The sequence below is a fragment of the Sinorhizobium sp. BJ1 genome, from assembly GCF_002531555.1.
GTDB classification, from domain to species: domain Bacteria; phylum Pseudomonadota; class Alphaproteobacteria; order Rhizobiales; family Rhizobiaceae; genus Sinorhizobium; species Sinorhizobium fredii_B.
In genome coordinates this window covers 36,694-59,783 of record NZ_NWTH01000035.1, presented here as the reverse complement: position 1 = coordinate 59,783, position 23,090 = coordinate 36,694, and the positions used below count along the sequence as shown (strand labels likewise).

Here is a 23,090-nt window from a genome sequence, read left to right as displayed (position 1 = left end):
TCGCCGACTACGGCCTCGTCGCCGATCTCTTCGACGTCCTGCCGGAGCTCGAAAAGGCGCTCTAAGTGGGCTGGCACCCGGCACGAAAAAGGCTGGAAAATCTGCCGGCTTGGCATTAACAATCGTACCGGGCCGTCCCATCGGCCCGGTTTTTTTGCATTTTCGGCAGCGCCGCTGCTCGAGATTTCTCAAAGTGGATGTTCGCTTCGATGATCAAGACAATCGGAATTATTGGCGCGGGGCAAATGGGCTGCGGCATTGCCCATGTTTCAGCAGCCGCCGGTTACAAGGTGCAGCTCTACGATATTGCTGCGGACCGCATCGAGGCAGGGCTGGCGACCATCAATGGGAACCTCGCCCGCCAGGTTTCCTCCGGCAAGATGAGCGATGAGGACCGCAAGAAGGCCCTGTCGCTGATGAAGGGCTCGACGGACATCAACGACCTTTCGCAGGCGGACCTCGTCATCGAGGCCGTCACGGAGGACGAAACCGTCAAGCGCAAGATCTACGGCCTGGTTTGTCCGATCATGAAGCCAGACGCGCTTCTTGCGACCAACACCTCGTCGCTGTCGATCACCCGGCTCGCCTCGGCAACCGACCGCCCCGAACGCTTCATGGGCATCCACTTCATGAACCCGGTTCCGGTCATGAAGCTGGTGGAACTCGTGCGCGGCATCGCCACCGACGAAGAGACCTTCCGGACTGCAAAGGAATTCGTCGCCCATCTCGACAAGACCGTCACGGTCGCCGAGGATTTCCCCGCTTTCATCGTCAACCGCATCCTGCTACCAATGATCAACGAGGCGATCTATACACTCTACGAGGGCGTGGGCACGGTCGATGCCATCGATACGGCGATGAAGCTCGGTGCCAACCATCCGATGGGTCCGCTGCAGCTCGCCGACTTTATCGGGCTCGACACCTGTCTGTCGATCATGCAGGTGCTGCATGACGGCTTGGCGGACTCAAAATACCGCCCCTGCCCGCTGCTGGTGAAATATGTCGAAGCCGGCTGGCTCGGCCGCAAGTCCGGTCGCGGCTTCTACGACTATCGCGGCGACGTTCCGGTCCCGACGCGCTGAGGGGGACGAGTCCCTTCAACTTCCCGCAGGCGGCGCAAGCGCCGCCTCGATCAGCCGTTTCGCGTCCTCACTGTCCCACACGGCAGGCCCGTTCATCGAGCCGATCAGGCAGCCCTTCTCGTCCATGAGCAGAGTGGCGGGCAGCCCGAAGGCAAGACCCTCCTTCTTCATCGCATTGAAGACGCCCATCGAGGCGTCGCGATAGTAGCGGAGTTGACGGACGGCGATTTCGTCCAGGAAAGCCTTCGGCTTTTCGTCGTCGCCCGTGTCGATATTGATGGCGACGACCTCGAAGCGATCGCCGCCAAGCGCCGCCTGCAGCGCGTTGAGCGCCGGCATCTCCTCCCGGCACGGCAGGCACCAGGTCGCCCAGAGATTGACGAGCAGCGTCTTGCCGGCAAAGGCGGCTAGGGTAAGCGGCTTTCCATCCGGGCCGACGAAGTCGAGTCCGCCGATCGGACGCGGATTGGCGGCCGGCGTCATGGCGGCCACCTGGCCGCGCATCAGCGGCGTCAGCGCTGCCACTTTTTCACCGGCGCGCGGGCAACTTGCGTCAGCCGTCGGCACTGTCCCGCCATTGCCAGACCCGGTCTCCTTCACGTATACCGCAGCCGCACCGGCGATCACGCCAAAAAGGGCGGCGAGCGCGAGCATCTTCACGGCCGGAGGACGTTTCTTCTGGTCTTGCATTTCATTCTCCAAAGGCGGGCATCCCGATGGCTGACGGCAGTTCCGAGACGAAATCCTCCAACCAGATGTGGGGCGGACGCTTCGCCTCGGGCCCGGACGCTATCATGGAGGAGATAAATGCCTCGATCGGCTTCGACAAGAAGCTCTATGCCCAGGATATCCGCGGCTCAATAGCGCATGCCACCATGCTGGCGCATCAGGGCATCATTTCCGCCGAAGACAAAGACAAGATCGTTCACGGCCTCGACACGATCCTGTCAGAGATCGAAAGCGGCGCCTTCGAATTCTCTCGCCGCCTCGAAGACATTCACATGAATGTCGAGGCACGGCTGGCGACGCTGATCGGCCCCGCCGCCGGTCGCCTCCATACGGCACGCTCCCGCAACGACCAGGTGGCACTCGATTTCCGCCTGTGGGTGAAGGAAGAACTGCAGAGGACCGAAAGGGCCCTGACGGCGCTGATCGCCGCCTTTCTCGACCGGGCGGAAGAACATGCCGACACGGTGATGCCCGGCTTCACGCACCTGCAGACGGCCCAACCGGTGACCTTCGGCCATCATTGCATGGCCTATGTCGAAATGTTCGGCCGCGACCGCTCGCGCGTCAGGCACGCGATCGAGCATATGGACGAAAGCCCGATCGGCGCCGCAGCCCTTGCGGGCACCGGCTTCCCGATCGACCGGCACATGACCGCCAAGGCGCTCGGTTTCCGCGAGCCGACCCGCAACTCGATCGATACGGTCTCCGACCGCGACTTCGCGCTCGAGTTCCTGTCGATCGCGTCGATCGCCGCCACGCACCTGTCGCGGCTCGCCGAAGAGATCGTCATCTGGTCGACGCCGCAATTCGGCTTCATCCGCCTGTCGGATGCCTTCTCGACCGGCTCTTCGATCATGCCGCAGAAGAAGAACCCCGACGCCGCCGAACTGGTGCGCGCCAAGACCGGCCGCATCAACGGCTCGCTGATTGCGCTTCTGACGGTCATGAAGGGCCTGCCGCTCGCCTATTCCAAGGACATGCAAGAGGACAAGGAACAGGTTTTCGACGCGGCCGAAAGCCTCGAATTGGCGGTCGCGGCGATGACCGGCATGGTGCGCGACATGACGGTACGCGCCGACCGGATGAAGGCCGCTGCTGGTTCTGGCTATTCGACCGCAACGGACCTTGCCGACTGGCTTGTGCGCGAGGCCGGCCTGCCCTTCCGTGACGCCCACCACGTCACCGGTCGCGCCGTGGCGCTCGCCGAACAGAAAAGTTGTGACCTTGCCGATCTTTCGCTTGCCGAACTCAAGGCCATCAACCCCGCCATTACCGACAAGGTGTTCGACGTGCTGACCGTCGAAGCCTCGGTCGCAAGCCGCACCAGCTTCGGCGGCACCGCGCCGGCAGAAGTGCGCAAGCAGATCGCCTGGTGGCGGGCGCGCAACTGAGCGCGGAGCGAACCCGGGCAACGTAGAAACAGGGTGCACAAGGTGCTGAAAAACCGATAAGAGATCGCACCAGACGAGACATGCGAGGCGCTCGCTTCGCTGCCGCTCTTGACCTATCGGCTTCAGCTTCGGCGAGGGAAATGACGATGACATTCACGAAGGCGGCCCGGCTTGCGCTCCTGCTGGCGATTCCGGGGCTGGTTCTTACCGGCTGCGGGCGCAAGGGCGATCTCGACCGGCCGGGCGCCACCACGGCGATCAACACGAAAGCGCCGGCCGGCACCGCCGAACCGAAGGAGACGGTCGAGGACCGCCCCTTCCTGCTTGACCCCCTTCTCTAAGCGAGCGACACCCCGTGAATCATTTCGACTATCGCGACGGAATTCTCTACGCCGAAGACGTGCCCGTGACGGATATCGCCCGCGCCGTCGGCACGCCGTTCTATTGCTATTCGACCGCGACCCTCGAGCGACACTACCGGGTCTTCGCACAAGCCTTTGCCGACGTCGATGCGATGGTCTGCTATGCGGTGAAGGCCAATTCCAACCAGGCCGTGCTGAAGACGCTCGGCCGCCTCGGCGCGGGTGTCGACGTGGTCTCGGAAGGTGAACTCCGCCGGGCGCTCGCCGCCGGCATCCCGGCAGACCGGATCATGTTTTCCGGCGTCGGCAAGACGCCACGCGAAATGGATCTGGGGCTTGAGGCCGGCATCTATTGCTTCAACGTCGAATCGGAACCGGAGCTGGAAATCCTCAACCAGCGCGCCGTGCGCGCCGGCAAGCAGGCGCATGTCTCCTTCCGCATCAATCCGGACGTCGACGCCCGCACGCACGCGAAGATTTCGACCGGCAAGAAGGAAAACAAGTTCGGCATTTCCTGGGAGCGGGCGCGCGCCGTCTATGCCCACGCCGCGACGCTCCCGGGCATCAAGGTGACCGGCATCGACATGCATATCGGCAGCCAGATCACCGAGCTGCAGCCTTTCGATGATGCCTTCAAGCTGTTGCGCGAGCTGGTCGATACGCTGCGCTCCGACGGCCACGTCATCGATCACGTCGACATTGGCGGCGGCCTCGGCATCCCTTATCGTGAAGACAACAACCCGCCGCCGCTCCCCGATGCCTATGCCGACATCGTCAAGAATCAGCTCAAGGGCCTCGACTGCAAGATCGTCACCGAACCGGGGCGGCTGATCGTCGGCAATGCCGGCATTCTCGTCACCGAAGTGATCTATGTGAAGGATGGCGGCGAAAAGACCTTTGTCATCGTCGATGGGGCGATGAACGACCTGATCCGCCCGACGCTCTACGAGGCCTATCACGAGATCAGGCCGGTGAAGATTTCCGCCGCCAATGCGCCGCGCATCAAGGCCGACGTGGTCGGCCCGGTCTGCGAGACGGGCGACTATCTGGCGCTCGATCGGGAGATGGCGATGCCGAAGCCGGGCGATCTTTTCGCGATAGGCTCAGCGGGCGCCTACGGTGCGGTCCAGTCCGGCACCTACAACAGCCGGCTCTTGGTCCCCGAGGTTCTCGTCAGGGGCGATCGTTTCCATGTGATCCGTCCGCGCAAGGATTATGACGCTCTGATCGGCCTCGACTCGGTGCCGGATTGGCTCGACTGAACCCCGCTGTGGCCACGTTCGACGTGGCGTCGTCGGGCAATCACGGTTTGTTTTTCTATCCGCCCTCGCCTTCGCCACAAAGGATGTTATCCTGACCGCTGACCGCCGGGGCGGTCAAAAGGAATGGAAAGGGAATTTGGGCGGATGACGCAATTCCGGCAGGATGAAACGCCACAACCGCGGTCATTCGTCAGGATGCTGGCGACGAAGCGGTTCCTGGCGCGCCTGATCCTGCTGGCCGAACAGCTCCTGCCCCGGGCGCTTGCACCCGCCTCGCTCGTGCTCCTTTTCCTCTCCGCCGGCTGGCTCGGCTTATTCCGTGTTGCGCCGTTCTGGCTGCATGTCGTGGTTCTGCTCGCCTTCGTGGCCGGGCTCTTCCTGACGCTCCTGCCGCTCACCCGTGTTCGTTGGCCGGATATCACCGAAGCCGACAGGATGCTCGAAGACCGCAATCAACTGCCCCATCAGGCGATCCGCGTCCAGGACGACGCCCCGGCAACGGAGGGGGCCGTCGGTGCGGCGCTGTGGCGCGAGCATCAGGCGCGAATGGCCCGTCTCGTCCACGGCCTCGACACGGGCCTGCCGCGGCCCGACGTCGCACGACACGATCCCCTTGCGCTGAGGGCGGTGCCGATACTGCTCGCCTGCGTCGCCTTCGCCTATTCCTACTCGAATCGCGCCGGACTGATGTCGGATGCGTTTCGGCTGCCTGAGCGTCAGGTCACCGCTCCCGATATCCGCATCGATGCCTGGGTGACGCCACCGGCCTATACCGGTCGCGCACCGATTTTCCTGACCGGCCGAGAGGATATGGCGGCGGTCGAGGGGCAGGCTTCAATCACCATACCTCAGTTCAGCGATGTGACGGTTCGTATAACAGGCGCCGGACAGGATACGCAGGTCAGCTATGCCGACACGGGCAGCCCGCAGGCGACGGTCATCCCGGCCACGGCCGGGAAGCCGTCGTCGCAGCAACCGGCGGCAACGGAAGCGGCCGGAGCGCCTCCGAATGGCGCGCGCAATCATCTCTTCAAAATCACCCGGGACGGGACGCTCTCCGTCTCCGGACAGCGCTGGAACTTCAAGATCATTCCCGACAGCGTCCCAGGCATCGCCTTCGATGGCGCGCCTCGTCCGACAGCGAACGCGTCGCTTGAGATCAGCTTTCTCGGCCATGACGACTACGGCATTTCACAGGCGTGGGCGGAGATTAAACCTGTGGACGAACCCGCAGCCGATGCCCGGCCGCTTTATCCGCCACCGGAATATCGCCTCGACCTGCCGCGCCGCAATCCACGTGAAGCCAAGGGAACGACAAGCCGGAACTTGAGCGAGCATCCGCTCTCTGGAAAGCGCGTGCAGATCACCCTCGTCGCCCGCGATGCTGCCGGACAGGAGGGCCTAAGCGTGCCTGAGGAAATAGTATTGCCGGCACGGCGCTTCTTCGAACCGCTTGCCGGCGCGGTCGCCGAACAGCGGCAGGTCTTTGCGCTCGACGCCAACCAGCTGCCCCGTGCCATCGACCTCAACGATGCGCTGACGCTCTACCCCGAGGAGACGATCCCGAACCTTACGCATTTCTTGTTGATCCAGTCGGCCCGGACGCGGATGGAACTGGCGCGCAACGACGACATGCTGCGCGACGCGGCCGAGCATCTCTGGGAGATCGCGCTCGGCATCGAGGACGGCGACCTGTCGCTCGCCGAGCGCCAGCTGCGCGATGCCCAGCAGGCGCTCTCCGATGCGCTTGAACGCAACGCCTCGGACGAGGAGATCGCCAGGCTGATGCAGGAGCTGCGCCAGGCGATGCAGGAATATATGCGTGCGCTCGCCGAGCAGGCCGCCAAGAATCCGGCGATGGCCGCCAATCCGGACCTCAACAATATGCTGCGCCAGCAGGATCTGGAAAAGATGATGGACCAGATCGAGAACCTGGCGCGTTCCGGCGCGCGCGACCAGGCGCGCCAGCTGTTGTCCGAACTGCAGCGGATGATGAACAATCTGCAGGCCGGCCGCATGCAGCAGGGCGGCGAGCAGAACAATGCCATGCGCCAGCAGATGGACAAGCTCGGCCAACTGATGCAGCAGCAACAGCAGCTGATGGACGAAACATTCAAGCTGGACCAGGCCCTGCGCGACCGTATGCAGCGCGGCGATCCGCTCCAGGGCGAGGACAATGAGCTCTTCGGCCAGGATATGCCTCAGGATCCCGGACAGCAAAGCGATCCGAACGGACAGCCCAACCCGCTCGACGATATGACCGCCGAGCAGTTGAAGGAAGCCCTGAAACAGCTCCGGCAGCAGCAGGAGGCGCTCGGCAAGCAACTGGGTGAGTTGCAGAAGGGACTCGAGGATCTGGGCATAAAGCCAGGCAAGGGCTTCGGCCAGGCTGAGCGCGAAATGGGCGACGCCGCCGGCGCATTGGGTGAGGGTCAGGGCGAACGGGCCGTCGGCAGCCAGGGCCGGGCGCTGCAGGCGTTGCGCGAAGGCGCTCAGGACATGATGAACCAGATGCAGGCCCAGGGACAGGGGCCGGGCCCCGGACAAGGTGTTCCTCAATACGGTCAGAACGGGCGCGACCCGCTCGGTCGTCGCCAGCAGAACGCCGGACCGGATTTCGGCAATCAGGTGAAGGTGCCGGACGAGATCGACACACAGCGCGCTCGGCAGATTCTCGACGCGATCCGGCGCAAGCTCGGCGACAACCTGTCGCCGGAAGTGGAGCGGCAATATCTCGAGCGCCTGCTCGATATGCGCTGAGGCCCTGCAGGGGCAGAGCCTCAAGACGTCGTCAGGCGGCCAAAGCGTGCGCGACCGCCTTGCGGATGTCGGGCAGGGAAAACGGCTTGGAGATCACATCCACGACCTTGCCGGAAATATCATCGGCGCGCTCGCGCTGCTCGGCATAGCCGGTCATCAGCAAAATCTTGAGCTGCGGAAAGGCGGCCGATGCCTGATGCACAAGCTCGATGCCGTCCATGACCGGCATGCGGATATCGGATAGCAGCAGGTCAAAGCGCTGGTCCTTGAGCCGGGCGAGCCCGTCGGCTCCATCCCCCGCCTCGACTGTTTCGTGTCCATCGAGCTGCAACGCCCGCGCCACAAATGAGCGCAAGGCATCCTCATCCTCGGTAATCAGGATTTTCGCCATCATGGCCTCCCGTGTTCGCTCTCACAGAGCGCCGGCGTCATTCGCAAGAAGACGCTCCACGTCGTTGAACATATGTATCCCACGCCGCCTGCGGCCGTGACACCGTTCCAACCAAACAGCTTTGTGTTTGCTTTCGGTAAACGCGATCACTGCAATTTTCGGGATTCCGCGCTGCTAGGTAGAGAATTCGCAATTGCTCGCCCATGAAGAGCAAGGAGCCGTTGATATCCTGTAGCCGCGGCAACCGAGGATGGCGATACGGTGAAGCGCTATTCCGCGTCGCCCGTGACCACGCCGACGAAGGGTAGTTCGCGGAAGGCATAGGCGACGTCCATGCCGTAGCCGACCACAAAGTGATCGGGGCAGTCGAAGCCGACATAGTCCGCCTCCAGATCGATGCGGCGCTTCATGCGCTTGTCGAGCAGCACGGCGACCCTGACATTGCGTGCGCCGCGCTCGTAGAGCAGATCCTTGGCAAAGCGCAGCGTCCGTCCGGATTCGAGAATGTCGTCGATCAGGAGCACGTCTCGGTCGTGCACGTCGCTGTCGATATCCTTGGTGATCTTCACGCCCTTGGATTCGGTCCCGGTGCCGTAGCTCGAAAGCGTGATGAACTCGACCTCCGGCGCAAGCCCCGCCCCGTGCATCGCACGGATCAGGTCAGCCGCAAAAATGAAAGAGCCCTTGAGGATCGAGATGACGAGGAGGTCCTTGTGCGGCCCGCGCATGATCTCTTCCGCCATGTCTCGATTGCGAGCGGCGATCGCCTCGGGGCTGTAGAGGATCTCGATTTTCTTGCCGCGAACGACGGGCATGGCGGGTCTCCCTTTCCTACAGTGCCGTGCGTCTTTCGAGACGCACAATAGGTCGCCGTAGCACTTTGATTTGCTGCATGTTTTCATCTTTAAATCGGCTACGATCTAAGGAAACCTGCAGTCGGAAGAACGCCTGCCCTCCCTTCAAGCGCCGATTAGCACAATCAGCGAGGCGAAACACTGTTTTCCGCAAAGGAAACGGTGACGTCCGGCATTTTTCCACCCGCATAGGGAAGGCGAGTAACGAAGCGGCGGCTTTCGCCGGGCGCGATGGCGGCGCCCTCGGGCATCAGGCGCGTCGCCGTCACGGGCCGTCCGTTGCTCATGACTTCGACGACCACGGGCGGCAGACGCTGTTCGAGATCGGAGCGATTGTCGATGGCCCCGTAGACGGAAAGCACGTGCATGCCGCCGGTATAGCCGAGCGAGGTGGTGACCCCGTCGATCGCGAGCGGATGGGCGTCCGCCTCGCTTTGACCCCCGAGCCCTGCCATCAGCAGGAAGGCCGCCAAGCCAAGGCCGGCGGCGAGGCCGGCGAAGCGCCGCGCCGGCATTGCGCACAGTCGCGCCTGCGCGATCGCCAGCAACCGGGCTGCGGCTCCGCTTCGAATGGTCGTCGTCGGATGCGGCTCGGGCCGCGGGGCCGATCGCCGGTTGTCGTTGAAGACCGGATAGGGACTGGGTCGTGGACCAGGAACCACGGTCTCGAACTCGACGTCGATATAGTCGAGTTTCCGGGCCGCAGGGGTGTCCGAGCGCGGCACGCGCTCAGGCGGAATGAGGTCGATACCGGCCGTCCTCGTGCGAAATGCCTGCATGGGGCTCTCCCATCGGAGTGCCGCGCCCACTACAGCGCCGTGCCTCATTGCAGATGCACGAAGGTCGCTGCAGCACCTCTGGCCGCTGCATCTTTTTTCCTTTATCGGCTTCGATTCAAGGAAACATGCAGTAGGCGCGCCACACTCGCTGCGGCAATACTCCTGCAAGAAACAGGGCATTGCATCAAATCCTGACGAAACGTAAACCGGAATGGTTAATGTTTCGGAAAGAGCCGCGAAAGCGGCGTCTTTTCCTGGGACATTAACCGTCGCTTAACCATGGTTCCGCACTCGGTTTTGCCTTGGCACGCGCGCTGTCCTACTGCATGGTCCTTCAATCGGCACCGCAGTTCAAAACGATGCAGCGCGCTTCGTGCGCCCGGCGAGACGGTACGAACGCTGGATGTGCGAACGGCCGGTTGCGGCGGTTGTTGAGGGTCGTGACGAGAGATTGGGCTGTCCCGTTGATTCATTTTGAGAACGTCGGATTGCGCTATGGCATGGGACCGGAAATTCTCCGGGACCTGACATTCGACATTCCACGCCGGTCCTTTCAGTTCCTCACCGGCCCTTCCGGGGCCGGCAAGACGACGCTGCTGCGGCTGCTGTTTCTTTCGCTCAAGCCGACGCGCGGACTGATTCGCATGTTCGACCGCAACATCTCCTCTATCCCGCGCGAGGAATTTCCGATGCTGCGCCGCCGCGTTGGCATAGTCTTCCAGGACTTTCGCCTTCTCGACCATCTGACGACCTATGAGAACGTCGCCCTGCCGCTCAGGGTGCGCGGCAAGGAGGAGACGAGCTATCGCTCGGACGTGCTCGAACTTCTCAAATGGGTCGGCCTCGGCGAGCGCATCAATGTGCTGCCGCCGGTGCTTTCGGGCGGCGAAAAGCAGCGCGCCGCAATTGCCCGGGCGCTGATCGACCGCCCGGAAATCCTGCTCGCCGACGAACCGACCGGCAATGTCGATCCGCCGATGGCGAGGCGGCTGTTGAACCTTTTTCTCGAACTCAACAGGCTCGGCACCGCCGTGGTGATCGCCACGCACGACCTGTCGCTGATGGACCAGGTCGAGGCCCGGCGCATGATCCTTTCACAGGGGCGGCTCGATATCTATGAATGAGCACCAGCCCCGCCACGAGCCAGACCCGCCGCAGCAGCGCCGCAGCGAGATGCGCGTGCGCCCGACCGGGCCGATCGTACCCTCGACCAATGTCTCCGGCCATGCCCTGATGTGCGTCATTGCCATCATGTCTTTCCTCGCCTGTCTCACGCTCGGCGGCGTCAGCATGGTGCGGGCGACCGCGCAAAGCTGGCAATCGCAGATCTCTCGCGAGATCACCATCCAAATCAAGCCGGACGAGAATCTGGACATGGAGAAAGCGCTTGCCGACGCGCGCGATCTCGCCTTGACCTTCCCCGGCACGACGGGCGGCAACATCATCGACCGTGCCGCAACGGCCCGGCTCCTTGAACCGTGGCTCGGCGGCGGCCTCGACCTCGATGAATTGCCGGTGCCGCGGCTCGTCGTGATAACAATCGACGAAAACAACCCGCCGGACTTCGGCGCGATGCGCAAGGCTCTGACGGAAACGATCCCCGAAGCCTTCCTCGACGATCACCGTACCTGGGTCGACCGCCTGGTCGCCATGGCGAACACCACGACGATGATCGGGACCGGCGTGCTGGCGCTTGTTTTTTCGGCCATGGTGCTGACGGTCGTCTTCGCCACGCGAGGCGCCCTGTCCGGCAATCGCCATATCGTCGAGGTCCTGCATTTCGTCGGCGCTGAGGCGAGCTTCGTGGCGTCAGAATTTCAGAAACACTTCCTCAGAATCAGCCTCAAGGGCGCCGGCGCCGGCGGGCTGCTTGCGGCGCTGTCTTTCGCGATTGCCAGCTTCTGGCAATCTCGGACGCTCGCAACCCCGGAGACGGATCAGGCGACGGCCCTCTTCGGCACTTTCGCCATCGGCTATACCGGCTATCTGGGCATTTTCGCCATCATCATCGTCATTGCCCTGCTGACGACGCTGACGGCGCGGCTGACCGTGACGCGGACGATCTACGAGATCGACCTCATCCGGTCGGACCCTGGCCGGACGGACACTTATCAAGGTTGAGAGCCGTGATTCGCCCTTTATCCATCTATTCCCTGCCGCAATCGGCGGCTATGTGAGAGAATCACGATGGTTGAGGAGCTTCGCGAGAGCGGAATGGCCGACAGGGGCAAATGGCGGGACAGGGCCGCGCGCCGTCGGCGGTCTCGCAGCCTGCTGCGGAAAATTCTGCGCCGCGGCTTCTTCGCGCTGCTGGCCCTTCTCGCCGTCTTCGTCGCCGGCTTCCTGCAATTCGCCGACACGGTTGCCTCGATGCAACCGCCTCCAGCGCCCCGTGCGGATGGGATCGTCGTCTTGACAGGCGGCTTCCAGCGTATCGAGCAGGCGGTCGAGCTTCTGAAGTCCGGCGCCGGCAGGCGGCTTCTGATTTCCGGCGTCCATCCGACGACGACGGGGAGCCAGATACGCCGCAACACGCAAAGCTCGGCCGACCTCTTCAGATGCTGCGTCGATATCGGCCATGAAGCGATCGACACGATCGGCAACGCAACCGAGGCCGCGCAATGGATTCACGACCGCGGCTATCGGAGCATCCTCGTCGTCACCAACAACTACCATATGCCGCGCAGCCTTCTCGAATTGCGCCGCGTCCGGCCGGACACGGAGTTCATTGCCTATCCGGTCGTCAATTCGGATTTGAAGACGTCCAACTGGCTGCGCAATCCGCTCTTCATCAAGGCCATCCTGCTCGAATACGCCAAGTATTCCATCGCGTCATTGCGGGATCTTGCGAGCGAGCACTTGGGAAATAATTAGAGAATCAACGTCTCGCACGCCATCGGGCGGAAGAGTAGCGCACTGGACCTGAAGAACTGTTTTCCTCCGTGCGAGTTTCGTGTAGGCAGCGGAACGGCCAACCGTCTCGCGGTCAGCGTCGCGTTCCCATCGAGAGCCTGCCTGATGATCATCCTGCGTTCGATCCTCTTCAACCTGGTCTTCTATGCCAATCTGATCGTCCAGATGATCGTGCTGACCCCGATCTATTTTCTGGTGCCGCGCAAGACCGCTTGGTTCGTGCCGAAGAACTGGGTGCGCAGCAACCACTGGCTCCAGGCGAAGATCGTCGGAACGACCTTCGAGATCGAGGGTCTCGAGAATGTCCCCGACGGCGCCTACATCTTCGCGCCGAAGCACCAGTCCTTCTGGGACGCTTATGCGCTTCTGCCCTGGCTCGACGATCCCTTCTACATCCTCAAGCGCGAGCTGACCTGGATTCCGCTTTTCGGCTGGTACATCATCAAGCAGCGGATGGTGCCGGTGAACCGCGCCGCCCGGGGCAAGGCGATGACGGAGGTCATGGATCGCACCAAGCGGGAAATGGCAACCGGACGTCAACTGATCATTTATCCGGAAGGCACGCGGCGCCCACCCGGCGCCCCGCCGGAATACAAATACGGCATTGCCCGGCTTTATCGGGACCTGCAGGTGCCGGTTGTCCCGGTCGCCATGCATCCAGGCCTGTTCTGGCCACGCCGCAAGTTCCTGCGCTTTCCCGGCCACTTCAAGGTGCGTGTCTTGCCGCCGATCGAAGCAGGACTGGATCCGGACGCCTTTCTGGCCAAGCTGGTCGCGGTGACCGAGGCCGCAAGCGACGAGCTTCTCGTCGAGACCGTCAGGGCCAATCCGCATCTGCCCTTGCCGCCGACGGCGGAACAACGGCTGCGCGAGCTCGGCGCCGATCAAGCCTGAGCCGACGCTGGTTCGCCGGCGATGAGGTTGGCGGCGACCTCCTCGAGCCAGTGGTCCCGGATGCCCATCTCCCTGAGGTGGGCCAGCGTGTTGAGCACGTATTCCCTGTTGTGCCCCGACTTGCCCACGGCGGTTGCGACCGTCGCGGCTGCCGCATGCGCGGTTAGCGTACCGGCATATTGCACGTGATTGCGGTCGATCACATAGGCAAGCGCCGGCACGCGGCGACCGTCGGAGAGCTGTACCGGCATGGTCCGCTCCTTGTAGACATGGGTGACCAGTTCCCGCTCACGCAGATAGTCCGTCACCTCCGCCCTCTCGGCGGAGGCGACGCGAAACGCCATGCCTATGCAGGAGCCGCCATAGTCCAGCCCGAGCACGAGGCCGGGATGCCGCTCGGTGCCGCGATGCACCCAGGAGTGGACGCAGAGGGAGCGGCGATAACCGAAGGCCCGTGCCGTCTGCTTCTCCTCGAAGCGAAAGCCCGGATTCCACATCAATGAGCCGTAGCCAAAGACCCAAAATTCGTCCATATCCGCTGCCATTCAATCGATGTTGCCGCACTCGCCGAATCACCAACGGGCAAGGCAGCGGCCGACCAGAACTTTCTAGAGCGGGATGGGCAAAGGTGTGAAGCAGTTTTCCGCCTTCATCCCGTCGTAACATCTTGAGACCTTCTGCATGTTTCCTTGGATCGGAGCCTATCCAAGGAAACATGCAGCAATTCAGAGTGCTACAGCGACCTTTGTGCGTCTGATAAGACGCATGGCGCTGTAGAACGCGGCGCGGAAGAAAGATCCCGCGTATGCCGTGCATAAGTTAGTTTGCGGGAACGGAACCGGCCACCCGCAAAGCCGATTCCGACGCAGCAAGTGGAGTATGCGATACCATGACGGTAACCGAGGTCGACAATGGGCGGCCCGCCAGCCGGAAGTTTCTCTGGCTCGCAACGGGCATCATTCTTGTCGCCGGCATCTATTCCGGCGCCTGGTTCGTCGCCGCCGACCAGATCGAGAAACGGCTGCCGGCCTACCTGGCGGAAAAGCAGGCGAGCGGCCTTGGCGGCGAGTGCACCGACCTGGAGGTGCGCGGTTTTCCGTTCCGCATCGGCCTCTTCTGCGACAAGGTGCGCCTCGACGACACCCGCCACGGTGCGTCCGCATCCTTCGGTGCCCTGAGAACGGCGGCGCAGGTCTACCAGCCGGGACGCGCCGTCGTCGAACTCGATGGCCCCGCTGAAATCCGGGTCTCGCCCGGCGTTTCGGTGTCTGCCGATTGGACGCTCCTGCGTGCCAGTCTCGCCGCGACGCTCTCGGGCCTCGACCGTACGTCGATTGCCTATGACAACCTGACCGGCACGGTCCGTTCGCCGCTCATGGGCAAGGGCGTGGGCTTCGGCGCGAGCCACGGGGAAGTCCATCTGCGCCAGACCGGCGCAGATCTCGACGCGTCCCTCAGCGTCGAGAAACTCGACCTACGCCCGGAGGAAGGACCGAGCCTCGCCCCGCCCGCCAATGTTACGGCGGATCTCACGGTCTCGGGCAAAGCCGAATGGCTGCAGGGCGCCTCCGTCGCGCCGCACATGCTTCGCGGCACGAAGGGGGAACTGCGCCAACTGACGCTGGATGCGGGCGAGGGGATGACCGCCAAGCTCTCCGGGCCCTTCTCGGTCAACGATCAGGGGCTCATCTCGGGCGAATTCGCACTGACCTTGGTCAATATCAGCACCTGGCGGGAGAACCTCGTGAAGGCCATTCCCGAGGAAACCGACCTCATCAACAACGTCGCCAACGTGTTGGCCGCGCTCGCCGCTGGCAAAAACGAGGCGACCGTCAAGCTCAATGTGCGCGACGGAACCGCCTTTCTGGCTTTCGTTCCGATCGGTGTACTGCCGGCGCTTTGAACCCGACCGTCAGGTCTACTTCTGATCCATGGCATGCCGGCCGAAGTCCGGCATCGCCGTGTCCTGACCGGCTTGGATGATCGACCGGCGGATCGTCCGGGTGCGGGTGAAGAGATCGAACAGCTTGTCGCCGTCGCCCCAGCGGATCGCGCGCTGCAGCGAGGCAAGGTCCTCCGAGAAGCGCGCCAGCATTTCGAGGATCGCATCCTTGTTGTGCAGGCAGACGTCGCGCCACATGGTCGGATCCGAGGCGGCAAGACGGGTGAAATCGCGGAAACCGGAGGCCGAATATTTGATCACTTCCGACTCGGTCACGGTGGCGAGGTCGTCCGCCGTGCCGACGATGTTGTAGGCGATGATGTGCGGCAAGTGCGAGACGATCGCCAGCACCTTGTCGTGATGCTCGGGATCCATCTCGTCGACCATCGAGCCGAGCGCCTCCCAGAAAAGCCGGAGTTTGGCGACTGCCTCCTCATCCGTGCCCGGGGGCGGCGTCAGGATGCACCAGCGGCCGCGGAAAAGCCCGGCAAAGCCGGCATCCGGACCGGAGTGCTCCGTACCGGCGATCGGGTGACCGGGCACGAAATGCACCGTGTCCGGCAGATGCGGCGCCATCTGCGCGATCACCGAGCCCTTCGTCGAGCCGACATCGGTGACGATCGCACCAGGCTTCAGATGCGCGGCGATTTCAGCGGCGACGGCGCCCGACGCGCCGACCGGCACGGAGACGACGACGAGATCGGCATTCTTCACCGCCTCGGCGGCCGAGAGCGTGTAGCGATGCCCGAGGCCGAGCTGCTCGGCGCGCTTCAGCGTTGCTTCGCTGCGGGTGGCGACGACGATCGTTCCGGCGAGTTGCCTGTCGAGGATATCCCGCGCGATCGACGAGCCGATCAGGCCGATGCCGATGAGGGCGATGGTTTCGAACTGCTGAGCCATCATTTCCGTCCCATGAATTCTGTTAGGGCCGCGATCACGCCCTCGTTCGCCTCTTCCGAGCCGATGGTCATGCGGAGCGCATTGGGGAAGCCATAAGCCCGCACTGCGCGCAGAATGAACCCACGGCCCGTCAGGAATGCATCCGCTTCCTCGGTCGATTGACCGCCGGCCTCCGGGAAATGGATCAGCACGAAATTGGTGACCGAAGGCGTGACGCGCAGGCCGATCGCTGTCAGCGCCTCGCTTACCCTCGGCAGCCAGGCCAAGTTGTGATCGAGCGCAGTCACGACGAAGGCTTGGTCTCGGATCGCCGCCGCTCCGGCCGCAATCGCCGGCGCACTGAGGTTGAACGGGCCGCGCACGCGGTCCAATGCATCGACGACCTCGCGCGGCGCATACATCCAGCCGATACGCAGGCCGGCAAGGCCGTAGATCTTAGAGAAGGTGCGTGTCATCACCACGTTGCGGTTGGCCGAAACCAGCTCGATTCCCGCCTCGTAATCGTTGCGCCGGACATATTCGGCATAAGCCGCATCCAGCACCAGCACGACGCCGGCCGGCAATCCGGCATGGAGGCGCCGCACCTCGTCCACGGGGATATAGGTCCCCGTCGGGTTTCCCGGATTGGCAATGAAGACGATCTTCGTTCGCTCGGTGACGGCAGCGAGGATGGCGTCAACATCGACGCGCGCATCGCGCTCCTCGACGGTCACCGGCGTGCCGCCGGCGGCCGTGACCTGGATCTTGTAGACGAGGAACCCGTGCTCGGTGACGATTCCTTCGTCGCCGGGGCCGAGATAGGTGTGGCAGAGAAGCCCGAGCAGCTCGTCCGAACCGTTGCCGCAGAGGATATTGGCAGGATTGAGCCCGTGAACCGCAGCGATCGCGTCCTTGAGCGCGTGGGCCTGGCCATCCGGATAGCGCTCGAGATTGAACGCCGCCTGCTGGAATGCCTCGATTGCGCGCGGGCTCGCGCCGAGCGGCGTTTCGTTCGACGACAGTTTGTGAACCTTCGCCACGCCCGGCGCATGTTCCCTGCCAGGCACATAGGCGGCGATGTCCAGGATGCCGGGACGCGGCTCAGGGCTCTTCAGGGCAAGGTTCATCGGCTCGGCTTTCGCGGGGAAGAATGCGGTTCAGCCAATACCGGGGCGGAGCAAATTTGTCGAGTGCGACGTCGTGGCCGCCTTAGGGGGCTTTCAACTCCGGCGCTCCAACGCGGGTGCTGGGGACGCCATGCGGTGCCAGTACCGGAACGAAGACGCGGCGCGAAGCACGCACCGCCAAAGGCAGGCCCTGATAGAGCCGCTTTTGTGCCTCGACGATGATCACCCCGGAAAAGACCGGCCACAGCGAGCGCCCGAAGCGCTCGAGCCCGTGACGCAGGCGCAGGATCATCTTTCGCCTGGAAGGGGGAAAGAAGAGCGCTTCGGCGCTGGCCCCCGGCGTGAAGTTCGTCTCGCGCAGAAGCGCAGTGAGCTGTCCTCGCGAATAGGGCCGGCCGGAACCGAAGGGCGTGTGCTCCATCCGTGCCCAGACGCCGCGACGGTTCGGCACCACGATGACGAGCCGGCCGCCGGGGGCGAGAACACGCCAGATCTCCTTCATCGTTTCACGCGGGCTCTCGGCGAATTCCAGCGCGTGAACCATCAGCACCCGGTCGATCGAGGCATCCGGCAGCGGCAACTCCTCGTCGAAGACCAGTGCCGTGGAGGAGAGCTCGGCTACCGGCCAGTTCACCGCCCCCTGCCCCGCCGGCATGAAGGCGAAGGTCCGCTCGGTGTCGGCGCGGAAACGCTCGAGATAGGGAACCGCATAGCCGAGGCCGACGAGCCGCTCTTCCGGCATGCGCGCCCAAACGGAAGCGAGCGCCATGCTGACGGCTTGCTCCGCCATCCGGCCGAGCTCGGAATGATAAAATTGGCGGAGATCGACGATATCGGTGTGCATGCGCAACATGTTAGCCTTGAAGCGGTAGACTTCAAGGCGAGGCTCACTACATTCGGCTAGACCCGCCGCATGCCCAAATGGGAGGACCAAGCCATGGCCGCGCTCGAACTTGACCTCTTCCTCTGCCGCACCGACAATTTTGGTGTGCTTATCCACGATCCGGAGACCGGCGCAACGGCGTCGATCGATGCTCCGGAGGAGCAACCGATCCTCGAGGCGCTGGAGCGGCGCGGGTGGCGGCTTACCCACATCCTGACGACCCATCACCACGGCGACCACGTGGCGGCGAATGTCAGCCTGAAGGAACGTTTCGGCGTGACGATCATTGGCCCGAAGGGCGAGGCGTCGAAGATCCCGGGGCTCGACAAGCAAGTGGCTCATGGCGAACGCTTCGACTTCGCCGGCCATCCGGTCGAGGTGATCGAAACGCCGGGGCATACCGCGGGGCACATCTGCTTCCATCTGCCCCAGGACAAATTGCTCTTCGCCGCCGATACGCTGTTCGCGCTCGGGTGCGGGCGGCTGTTCGAAGGATCGGCCGAGACGATGTGGCAATCGCTCAATCGGCTGATGGCGCTTCCCGACGATACCTCCGTCTATTTCGGCCACGAATACACCCTCTCGAATGCCCATTTTGCCGTGACGATCGATCCGGACAACACGGCGCTGAAAGAACGCGCCGCCGAGATCGAGGAGACCCGTTCGGACGGTGGCTTCACCGCACCGACGACGATCGGCGTCGAGAAAAGGACGAACCCGTTCTTGCGCGCCGGCGATCCGAAAGTCCGCACCCATCTCGGCATGGAGAAGGCGAGCGATGCCGCCGTCTTCGCGGAGATCCGCAAGCGCAAGGACAATTTCTGATGCGCACCTCGCGGGAGACGACGGCGGCAACGATTATCGAAACGCTAGGGCTGGTCAGACATCCGGAAGGCGGCTGGTACGTCGAAACCTTCCGGGATGCCGATGGCGGATCGCGCGGCCATTCGACGGCAATCTACTATCTCCTCGAGAAGGGCGACCGATCGCATTGGCATCGCGTCCGCGACGCCGTGGAGATCTGGCACTATTACGCCGGGGCACCGCTCGAACTCAGCATTGCCGAACCGAATAGGCCTGCGGTGCACGTGCGACTCGGCCCGGACCTTCCCGGCGGAGAGAGGCCACAACAGGTCGTCCCCGCCGACTGGTGGCAATCGGCCGCTTCACTCGGAGACTGGACGCTGGTCGGCTGCACGGTCGCACCCGGCTTTGATTTTTCCGCTTTCGAGATGGCGCCGCTCGATTGGCGGCCGCGACAAGATCACGAACGATAGAGCGCCCGCCCCTGATCCAGCCTGCCGACTACCTTCTCCCCGCTCGCCATGCCTGCCGGGCCTTTCGACGTGTCGTTGATCTAGCGCTCTTCCGCGATTTTCGAACGAGACGGTCGGGCCGGCAGAACTACCCGCCAAACCGCGTCGCGGAGACGGTCACCGGTCCGATCTTCGTCGGAATGCGAACATAGACCGGGGCATAGACGTCGACCGTATTCGACTTCGCGTACCATATTTCCATCGTTTCCAGGCGGCGCAGATATTCGACGTCCTCGCGACCCTTCCTGTATCCAGCCTTCGGCACGAAACGGACGCCGCAGACGATGACTTCGCCGTCGAAGCCCTTGGTCTTGAAGTTCCGCGTCCCCTTGGCCGACAGCTTTATGTCGAGTCGCGACTCGCCGTCGAAGATAGGCAGCGTGTTGGGACAGACGCGGGTCGCCGCCGGAATGATCAATCCAGAGAGCGGATCGAGCACGTTGCGCATGTCGCGGCTCGTCACCGGCACCCAATTCTTCGGCAAAGGCGTGCGCTTCGGGACCATGCTTGCGCGTACCACATTGCCGTTGCGGAAGCTGACGCTGATCGCCCGCGCCTTTTTTCCGCTGCGATAGGACATCGAATATTGGGTCGCTCGAAGGCGGTCGCGGCCGATCATGCCGGAAACCCGTGTCTGCCCGGAGGTCGGGCTGATAATGTTCACCAAGCCGGCTGAATTCAACGTTCCCGAAATCGTGTAGCGATTCTGCTCGACCTCGGTGTGAAACGAGGCGCGCGCCAGCGGCAGGCCGGCAAGCGCTATGCTGTAGTCCGTTTGATGCTCGATTTCCGCGGCGAAGCAGGCTGTGGAAAACGTCGCGGCGGCCAGGAGTGCCGGCACGCGAAAACCAGTGCGCAACATCATGCCCGAAAGCCCCATACTTATTCTCTTGCATGGATCCGTGAAGCGGAACCGATTCGAGGTCAAAACCATGCAGCAGCTCAAAGTGTTGCAGCGTCTTTGGTGCGTCTGAACGATGCCCCGCGCGGCTATGTCGCAATGCCTTGAAATGCAGGCGGTTTGCGGCATTTCTGCGCCCGGTGCGTCACATTCATTCGGCAGGCGAGACCAATGACGAGATTCCGCCTATGCCCGAAAGGAGATAGCGCGGCGCGGCACGGCCGGAAAGATGAAGGGGTCGTAACGGCGCTTAATTTTTGCTAATCCTTGGAAAGGCGCGGATTTTGAGGAAAGCGCAGGTTTGGCTTGACTGGCGGCCCATCACTGACTATAGAACCGCGACTTTCCAATAATGGCCAGTAGGAACGCGGCCTGGGCTCTGGGCCCGCTACCGCATTGTCCCGGCGGCGAAAAGAAAATAGGTGTACCATGTCCCGTAGTTGCGAATTGACCGGCAAGGGCGTCCAGTCGGGTCACAATGTGAGCCACGCGAACAACAAGACGAAGCGCAAGTTCCTGCCGAACCTGTGCAATGTCACGCTGATCTCGGATGCGCTCGGCCAGCGTTTCCGCCTGCGCGTCTCCGCTGCGGCTCTCCGTTCGGTCGAACACCGCGGCGGTCTCGACGCCTTTCTGCTGAAGGCCGACGAGAACGAGCTGAGCATGCGCGCTCGCCTGCTGCGCCGCCAGATCGTCAAGAAGGCTGCCGCAGCCGCCTGATCGGCGCCAGCGCCTTCCTGAGCACGGCTTGAAAGGCTTGCGGATCCGTCCGGCAAGCCTTTTTCTCGTGCTCGATATCATCGGCCGGATGCCTCTCTCCGGTAGGACCCTCTAACTGGTGGCATCACCCAGGATAAAAAAATGCTGATCAACCGGATGTTCTTTGTCTATGTGGCGCTGATGACACTGGTGGTCGTCGCGTCGAATTTCCTTGTGCAGTATCCGCTGCCCGGCTCGATCGCCGGCATGCAGCTCGGCGATCTCCTGACCTGGGGCGCTTTCAGCTATCCCTTCGCCTTCCTCGTTACCGACCTGACAAACCGCCATTTCGGCCCGCGCATCGCGCGCCGCGTCGTCATTGTGGGTTTCGTCGTCGCCGTCGCCCTCTCCTTCTTCGCCGCAACGCCGCGCATCGCGATCGCCTCGGGCTCTGCCTTCCTGCTCGGCCAGCTCCTCGACATATCAGTGTTCAACCGGCTGCGGCGCCAAAGCTGGTGGCGCGCGCCGCTCGCCGGTTCGCTGATCGGTTCGGGGCTCGACACGGCGATGTTTTTCTCCTTCGCCTTCGCACCGTTCTTCGTCTTCCTCGGTCCGAACGACAGCTTCGCGCTCGAAGCCGCGCCTCTGCTCGGCCTCATGGCCCTCGATGCGCCACGCTGGATTTCCTGGGCACTCGGTGATCTTGCCGTGAAGATTTTGTGCGGTATCGTCCTGCTGCTGCCCTATGGCGCGCTGATGAGCGTCATCAAACCGATGCCGGCGGCCAAAGCCACCGCGTGAATGCTGAAGGCGACGACGTTTTAACAGGGCCGATTTGGCCCTGTTTCAATTTAAAGCGGATGAGGAAGAGTCGGCGTTGTTTCGATCCGCGCCTGTTCGGTTGGCGTCGTCTTTCAGTCGAAACTCAAGCATCAGGTTGCGCTCGAGGATCGAGTGATTGTCGTCGGAAACCAGGATCACCCGCATGTCGCCATCGGGCCGGGAGACCACATCGAGGCCTTCCATATTGTCGATCTGGTAGCTCATGTCGGCCTCGAGCAGCACCTCGCCGTCGACCACCGCACCCGGCCGGATATCGGCGGCCGCGAGCCGGCGAATGCGCATTCCGAGCCCCGAAGAGAAATTGAAGCGGCGTTCGAGGATGAGCATATCCCCGTTCGGCAAGAATGCGCCATCAGTGACCGCATAGGGGTCTTGGCGCACCACCGAGAACGCGCCCCGCATCGGTCCGTCGAGGATGCCAGCCAGGAGATTGCCGGACGTGTCGACGCTGCGTTCCGCGACGATCACGGCAGCACCGGAAAGCGGCCCATCCTTCGGTGCAATTGCGATCGTCTCCAATCCGCCATTGCTGCGCAGTTCCTCGACCGGAAAGGGCAGGCTGATCTGGCCGATGGGCCTCGAGGCGGCACAGCCCGGGTCGGGATAGACATCGACGCGTGACGCCTGCTCGAAGCTGACGATCACCGCGCCATCGCGCAGCGCCAGCCCTTCGGAATCCACCTTCCACTTTTCGAGCTGCGCCGCACCATTGCCGTCGGTCATCGCGGTGATGGCAAGGTCGGTCAGCCCCTGAAGCATACCCGCCTCGTCGCGAACGACGGCGCCCTCGACCCAATGCCCTGTATCCAGGACGGCGGCGAAGGATTCTCCGTCGGGCCGGAAGCGGATCGCCGAAACTGCGCCGAACAGCGCATTGGGCGAGGTCATTTCGATGCCGCCGATGAATTCGAGCCTGCCGAACGTCGTGGCGTCGGAACCGACCTTGAACTGTGAGATTTGCCGGCTTCGGATCGGAACGATCTCACACGGCGCTTCCGCCTCGGCGGCGGCGGTCGATGCCAACAGGAAGAGAACGGCAAGGGTTCGGAGCATTTCGAGGCATAACCTTCCAGGGAGGCAACA

The 23,090-nt window shown here is 63.1% G+C and carries 24 protein-coding genes; 14 read left to right on the top strand and 10 right to left on the bottom strand.

Features of this window, described 5'->3' with window-relative positions; all coding sequences use genetic code 11:
• The first annotated feature begins 209 nt into the window (after window positions 1-209).
• Complete coding sequence (locus CO676_RS28620) at window positions 210-1,082, top strand: 3-hydroxybutyryl-CoA dehydrogenase (protein ID WP_041415593.1); 873 nt, start codon at window positions 210-212, stop codon at window positions 1,080-1,082.
• Window positions 1,083-1,097: 15 nt separating this feature from the next.
• Here the strand turns inward: CO676_RS28620 and CO676_RS28615 are convergent, their stop codons facing one another.
• Entirely contained in the window at window positions 1,098-1,772 is a 675-nt protein-coding gene (locus CO676_RS28615) for a TlpA family protein disulfide reductase (RefSeq protein ID WP_097523577.1), read from the bottom strand.
• A gap of 26 nt (window positions 1,773-1,798) precedes the next feature.
• On the opposite strand from CO676_RS28615, the gene argH reads away from it, so the two are divergent.
• The 4 genes from argH (at window position 1,799) to CO676_RS28595 (ending at window position 7,586) form a co-directional block, all read left to right on the top strand.
• Window positions 1,799-3,202, top strand: a complete 1,404-nt coding sequence (gene argH, locus CO676_RS28610; protein WP_097523576.1) for an argininosuccinate lyase — start codon at window positions 1,799-1,801, stop codon at window positions 3,200-3,202.
• Between the two features lie 146 nt (window positions 3,203-3,348).
• Complete coding sequence (locus CO676_RS28605) at window positions 3,349-3,543, top strand: lipoprotein (protein WP_014765702.1); 195 nt, start codon at window positions 3,349-3,351, stop codon at window positions 3,541-3,543.
• Window positions 3,544-3,557: 14 nt separating this feature from the next.
• A complete protein-coding gene (lysA, locus tag CO676_RS28600) occupies window positions 3,558-4,826 on the top strand; it encodes a diaminopimelate decarboxylase (RefSeq protein ID WP_097523575.1) in 1,269 nt (422 codons plus the stop codon).
• Window positions 4,827-4,970: 144 nt separating this feature from the next.
• Window positions 4,971-7,586, top strand: coding sequence for a TIGR02302 family protein (locus CO676_RS28595; RefSeq protein WP_097523574.1), 2,616 nt, complete (start codon window positions 4,971-4,973; stop codon window positions 7,584-7,586).
• 31 nt (window positions 7,587-7,617) lie between these two features.
• Here the strand turns inward: CO676_RS28595 and CO676_RS28590 are convergent, their stop codons facing one another.
• The 3 genes from CO676_RS28590 to CO676_RS28580 all read right to left on the bottom strand — a co-directional run bounded on the left by CO676_RS28590 (window position 7,618) and on the right by CO676_RS28580 (window position 9,610).
• Window positions 7,618-7,977 carry a response regulator gene (locus tag CO676_RS28590; protein ID WP_014765705.1) on the bottom strand — a complete coding sequence of 120 codons (360 nt, stop codon included), beginning with the start codon at window positions 7,975-7,977 and terminating at the stop codon, window positions 7,618-7,620.
• A 269-nt stretch (window positions 7,978-8,246) separates the two neighbouring features.
• Window positions 8,247-8,792 carry a hypoxanthine phosphoribosyltransferase gene (gene hpt / locus CO676_RS28585; protein ID WP_014765706.1) on the bottom strand — a complete coding sequence of 182 codons (546 nt, stop codon included), beginning with the start codon at window positions 8,790-8,792 and terminating at the stop codon, window positions 8,247-8,249.
• Between the two features lie 164 nt (window positions 8,793-8,956).
• Window positions 8,957-9,610 carry a hypothetical protein gene (locus CO676_RS28580; RefSeq protein WP_097523573.1) on the bottom strand — a complete coding sequence of 218 codons (654 nt, stop codon included), beginning with the start codon at window positions 9,608-9,610 and terminating at the stop codon, window positions 8,957-8,959.
• A 500-nt stretch (window positions 9,611-10,110) separates the two neighbouring features.
• Between CO676_RS28580 and ftsE the strand changes: the two genes are divergently transcribed.
• The 4 genes from ftsE (at window position 10,111) to CO676_RS28560 (ending at window position 13,417) form a co-directional block, all read left to right on the top strand.
• Entirely contained in the window at window positions 10,111-10,734 is a 624-nt protein-coding gene (ftsE, locus tag CO676_RS28575) for a cell division ATP-binding protein FtsE (RefSeq protein ID WP_231698945.1), read from the top strand.
• Window positions 10,727-11,731, top strand: a complete 1,005-nt coding sequence (locus tag CO676_RS28570; RefSeq protein WP_097523572.1) for an ABC transporter permease — start codon at window positions 10,727-10,729, stop codon at window positions 11,729-11,731. The genes ftsE and CO676_RS28570 overlap by 8 nt, the downstream gene beginning before the upstream one ends.
• A gap of 93 nt (window positions 11,732-11,824) precedes the next feature.
• Window positions 11,825-12,484 carry a YdcF family protein gene (locus CO676_RS28565; RefSeq protein ID WP_097523581.1) on the top strand — a complete coding sequence of 220 codons (660 nt, stop codon included), beginning with the start codon at window positions 11,825-11,827 and terminating at the stop codon, window positions 12,482-12,484.
• Window positions 12,485-12,628: 144 nt separating this feature from the next.
• On the top strand, window positions 12,629-13,417 hold the full coding sequence (locus CO676_RS28560) for a 1-acyl-sn-glycerol-3-phosphate acyltransferase (RefSeq protein WP_014765711.1): 789 nt from the start codon (window positions 12,629-12,631) through the stop codon (window positions 13,415-13,417).
• Here CO676_RS28560 and CO676_RS28555 read toward each other — a convergent pair.
• Window positions 13,408-13,962, bottom strand: a complete 555-nt coding sequence (locus tag CO676_RS28555; RefSeq protein ID WP_097523571.1) for a gamma-glutamylcyclotransferase — start codon at window positions 13,960-13,962, stop codon at window positions 13,408-13,410. The genes CO676_RS28560 and CO676_RS28555 overlap by 10 nt on opposite strands.
• Window positions 13,963-14,306: 344 nt before the next feature.
• On the opposite strand from CO676_RS28555, the gene CO676_RS28550 reads away from it, so the two are divergent.
• On the top strand, window positions 14,307-15,320 hold the full coding sequence (locus tag CO676_RS28550; RefSeq protein WP_097523570.1) for a DUF2125 domain-containing protein: 1,014 nt from the start codon (window positions 14,307-14,309) through the stop codon (window positions 15,318-15,320).
• Window positions 15,321-15,335: 15 nt separating this feature from the next.
• Here CO676_RS28550 and CO676_RS28545 read toward each other — a convergent pair whose 3' ends face one another.
• The 3 genes from CO676_RS28545 to CO676_RS28535 form a co-directional block, all read right to left on the bottom strand.
• Window positions 15,336-16,262 carry a prephenate/arogenate dehydrogenase family protein gene (locus CO676_RS28545; RefSeq protein ID WP_014765714.1) on the bottom strand — a complete coding sequence of 309 codons (927 nt, stop codon included), beginning with the start codon at window positions 16,260-16,262 and terminating at the stop codon, window positions 15,336-15,338.
• The gene (gene hisC, locus CO676_RS28540; protein ID WP_014765715.1) at window positions 16,259-17,365 is read right to left on the bottom strand and encodes a histidinol-phosphate transaminase; all 1,107 of its coding nucleotides are present in this window, start codon (window positions 17,363-17,365) and stop codon (window positions 16,259-16,261) included. The genes CO676_RS28545 and hisC overlap by 4 nt, the downstream gene beginning before the upstream one ends.
• An 82-nt stretch (window positions 17,366-17,447) precedes the next feature.
• Window positions 17,448-18,218: a class I SAM-dependent methyltransferase gene (locus CO676_RS28535; protein WP_041414639.1), complete on the bottom strand. Its 771-nt coding sequence runs from the start codon at window positions 18,216-18,218 to the stop codon at window positions 17,448-17,450.
• An 84-nt stretch (window positions 18,219-18,302) separates the two neighbouring features.
• On the opposite strand from CO676_RS28535, the gene gloB reads away from it, so the two are divergent.
• Both gloB and CO676_RS28525 read left to right on the top strand, forming a co-directional pair.
• Complete coding sequence (gloB, locus tag CO676_RS28530) at window positions 18,303-19,073, top strand: hydroxyacylglutathione hydrolase (protein ID WP_097523569.1); 771 nt, start codon at window positions 18,303-18,305, stop codon at window positions 19,071-19,073.
• On the top strand, window positions 19,073-19,525 hold the full coding sequence (locus tag CO676_RS28525; protein ID WP_014765717.1) for a cupin domain-containing protein: 453 nt from the start codon (window positions 19,073-19,075) through the stop codon (window positions 19,523-19,525). The genes gloB and CO676_RS28525 overlap by 1 nt, the downstream gene beginning before the upstream one ends.
• A gap of 127 nt (window positions 19,526-19,652) precedes the next feature.
• Here CO676_RS28525 and CO676_RS28520 read toward each other — a convergent pair whose 3' ends face one another.
• A complete protein-coding gene (locus CO676_RS28520; protein ID WP_179875686.1) occupies window positions 19,653-20,444 on the bottom strand; it encodes a DUF3108 domain-containing protein in 792 nt (263 codons plus the stop codon).
• 450 nt (window positions 20,445-20,894) lie between these two features.
• On the opposite strand from CO676_RS28520, the gene rpmB reads away from it, so the two are divergent.
• Together rpmB and CO676_RS28510 are read left to right on the top strand one after the other, a co-directional pair.
• Entirely contained in the window at window positions 20,895-21,185 is a 291-nt protein-coding gene (gene rpmB / locus CO676_RS28515) for a 50S ribosomal protein L28 (protein ID WP_014329560.1), read from the top strand.
• Between the two features lie 141 nt (window positions 21,186-21,326).
• Complete coding sequence (locus tag CO676_RS28510; protein WP_097523568.1) at window positions 21,327-21,965, top strand: VUT family protein; 639 nt, start codon at window positions 21,327-21,329, stop codon at window positions 21,963-21,965.
• Between the two features lie 45 nt (window positions 21,966-22,010).
• On the opposite strand, the gene CO676_RS28505 is transcribed toward CO676_RS28510, so the two are convergent.
• The gene (locus tag CO676_RS28505) at window positions 22,011-23,060 is read right to left on the bottom strand and encodes an esterase-like activity of phytase family protein (RefSeq protein WP_014765721.1); all 1,050 of its coding nucleotides are present in this window, start codon (window positions 23,058-23,060) and stop codon (window positions 22,011-22,013) included.
• Between the last annotated feature and the right edge of the window lie 30 nt (window positions 23,061-23,090).

Coding starts and splice junctions, on each gene's coding strand:
- CO676_RS28510 (WP_097523568.1), top strand. CDS start 21,327: ATGCTGATCAACCGGATGTTCTTTGTCTATGTGGCGCTGATGACACTG.
- CO676_RS28580 (WP_097523573.1), bottom strand. CDS start 9,610: ATGCAGGCATTTCGCACGAGGACGGCCGGTATCGACCTCATTCCGCCT.
- CO676_RS28520 (WP_179875686.1), bottom strand. CDS start 20,444: ATGGGGCTTTCGGGCATGATGTTGCGCACTGGTTTTCGCGTGCCGGCA.
- CO676_RS28505 (WP_014765721.1), bottom strand. CDS start 23,060: ATGCTCCGAACCCTTGCCGTTCTCTTCCTGTTGGCATCGACCGCCGCC.
- hisC (WP_014765715.1), bottom strand. CDS start 17,365: ATGAACCTTGCCCTGAAGAGCCCTGAGCCGCGTCCCGGCATCCTGGAC.
- hpt (WP_014765706.1), bottom strand. CDS start 8,792: ATGCCCGTCGTTCGCGGCAAGAAAATCGAGATCCTCTACAGCCCCGAG.
- CO676_RS28620 (WP_041415593.1), top strand. CDS start 210: ATGATCAAGACAATCGGAATTATTGGCGCGGGGCAAATGGGCTGCGGC.
- CO676_RS28550 (WP_097523570.1), top strand. CDS start 14,307: ATGACGGTAACCGAGGTCGACAATGGGCGGCCCGCCAGCCGGAAGTTT.
- CO676_RS28555 (WP_097523571.1), bottom strand. CDS start 13,962: ATGGCAGCGGATATGGACGAATTTTGGGTCTTTGGCTACGGCTCATTG.
- CO676_RS28615 (WP_097523577.1), bottom strand. CDS start 1,772: ATGCAAGACCAGAAGAAACGTCCTCCGGCCGTGAAGATGCTCGCGCTC.
- CO676_RS28565 (WP_097523581.1), top strand. CDS start 11,825: ATGGCCGACAGGGGCAAATGGCGGGACAGGGCCGCGCGCCGTCGGCGG.
- CO676_RS28590 (WP_014765705.1), bottom strand. CDS start 7,977: ATGGCGAAAATCCTGATTACCGAGGATGAGGATGCCTTGCGCTCATTT.
- CO676_RS28535 (WP_041414639.1), bottom strand. CDS start 18,218: ATGTTGCGCATGCACACCGATATCGTCGATCTCCGCCAATTTTATCAT.
- CO676_RS28560 (WP_014765711.1), top strand. CDS start 12,629: ATGATCATCCTGCGTTCGATCCTCTTCAACCTGGTCTTCTATGCCAAT.
- argH (WP_097523576.1), top strand. CDS start 1,799: ATGGCTGACGGCAGTTCCGAGACGAAATCCTCCAACCAGATGTGGGGC.
- CO676_RS28570 (WP_097523572.1), top strand. CDS start 10,727: ATGAATGAGCACCAGCCCCGCCACGAGCCAGACCCGCCGCAGCAGCGC.
- gloB (WP_097523569.1), top strand. CDS start 18,303: ATGGCCGCGCTCGAACTTGACCTCTTCCTCTGCCGCACCGACAATTTT.
- CO676_RS28525 (WP_014765717.1), top strand. CDS start 19,073: ATGCGCACCTCGCGGGAGACGACGGCGGCAACGATTATCGAAACGCTA.
- ftsE (WP_231698945.1), top strand. CDS start 10,111: ATGGGACCGGAAATTCTCCGGGACCTGACATTCGACATTCCACGCCGG.
- CO676_RS28605 (WP_014765702.1), top strand. CDS start 3,349: ATGACATTCACGAAGGCGGCCCGGCTTGCGCTCCTGCTGGCGATTCCG.
- CO676_RS28595 (WP_097523574.1), top strand. CDS start 4,971: ATGACGCAATTCCGGCAGGATGAAACGCCACAACCGCGGTCATTCGTC.
- rpmB (WP_014329560.1), top strand. CDS start 20,895: ATGTCCCGTAGTTGCGAATTGACCGGCAAGGGCGTCCAGTCGGGTCAC.
- CO676_RS28545 (WP_014765714.1), bottom strand. CDS start 16,262: ATGATGGCTCAGCAGTTCGAAACCATCGCCCTCATCGGCATCGGCCTG.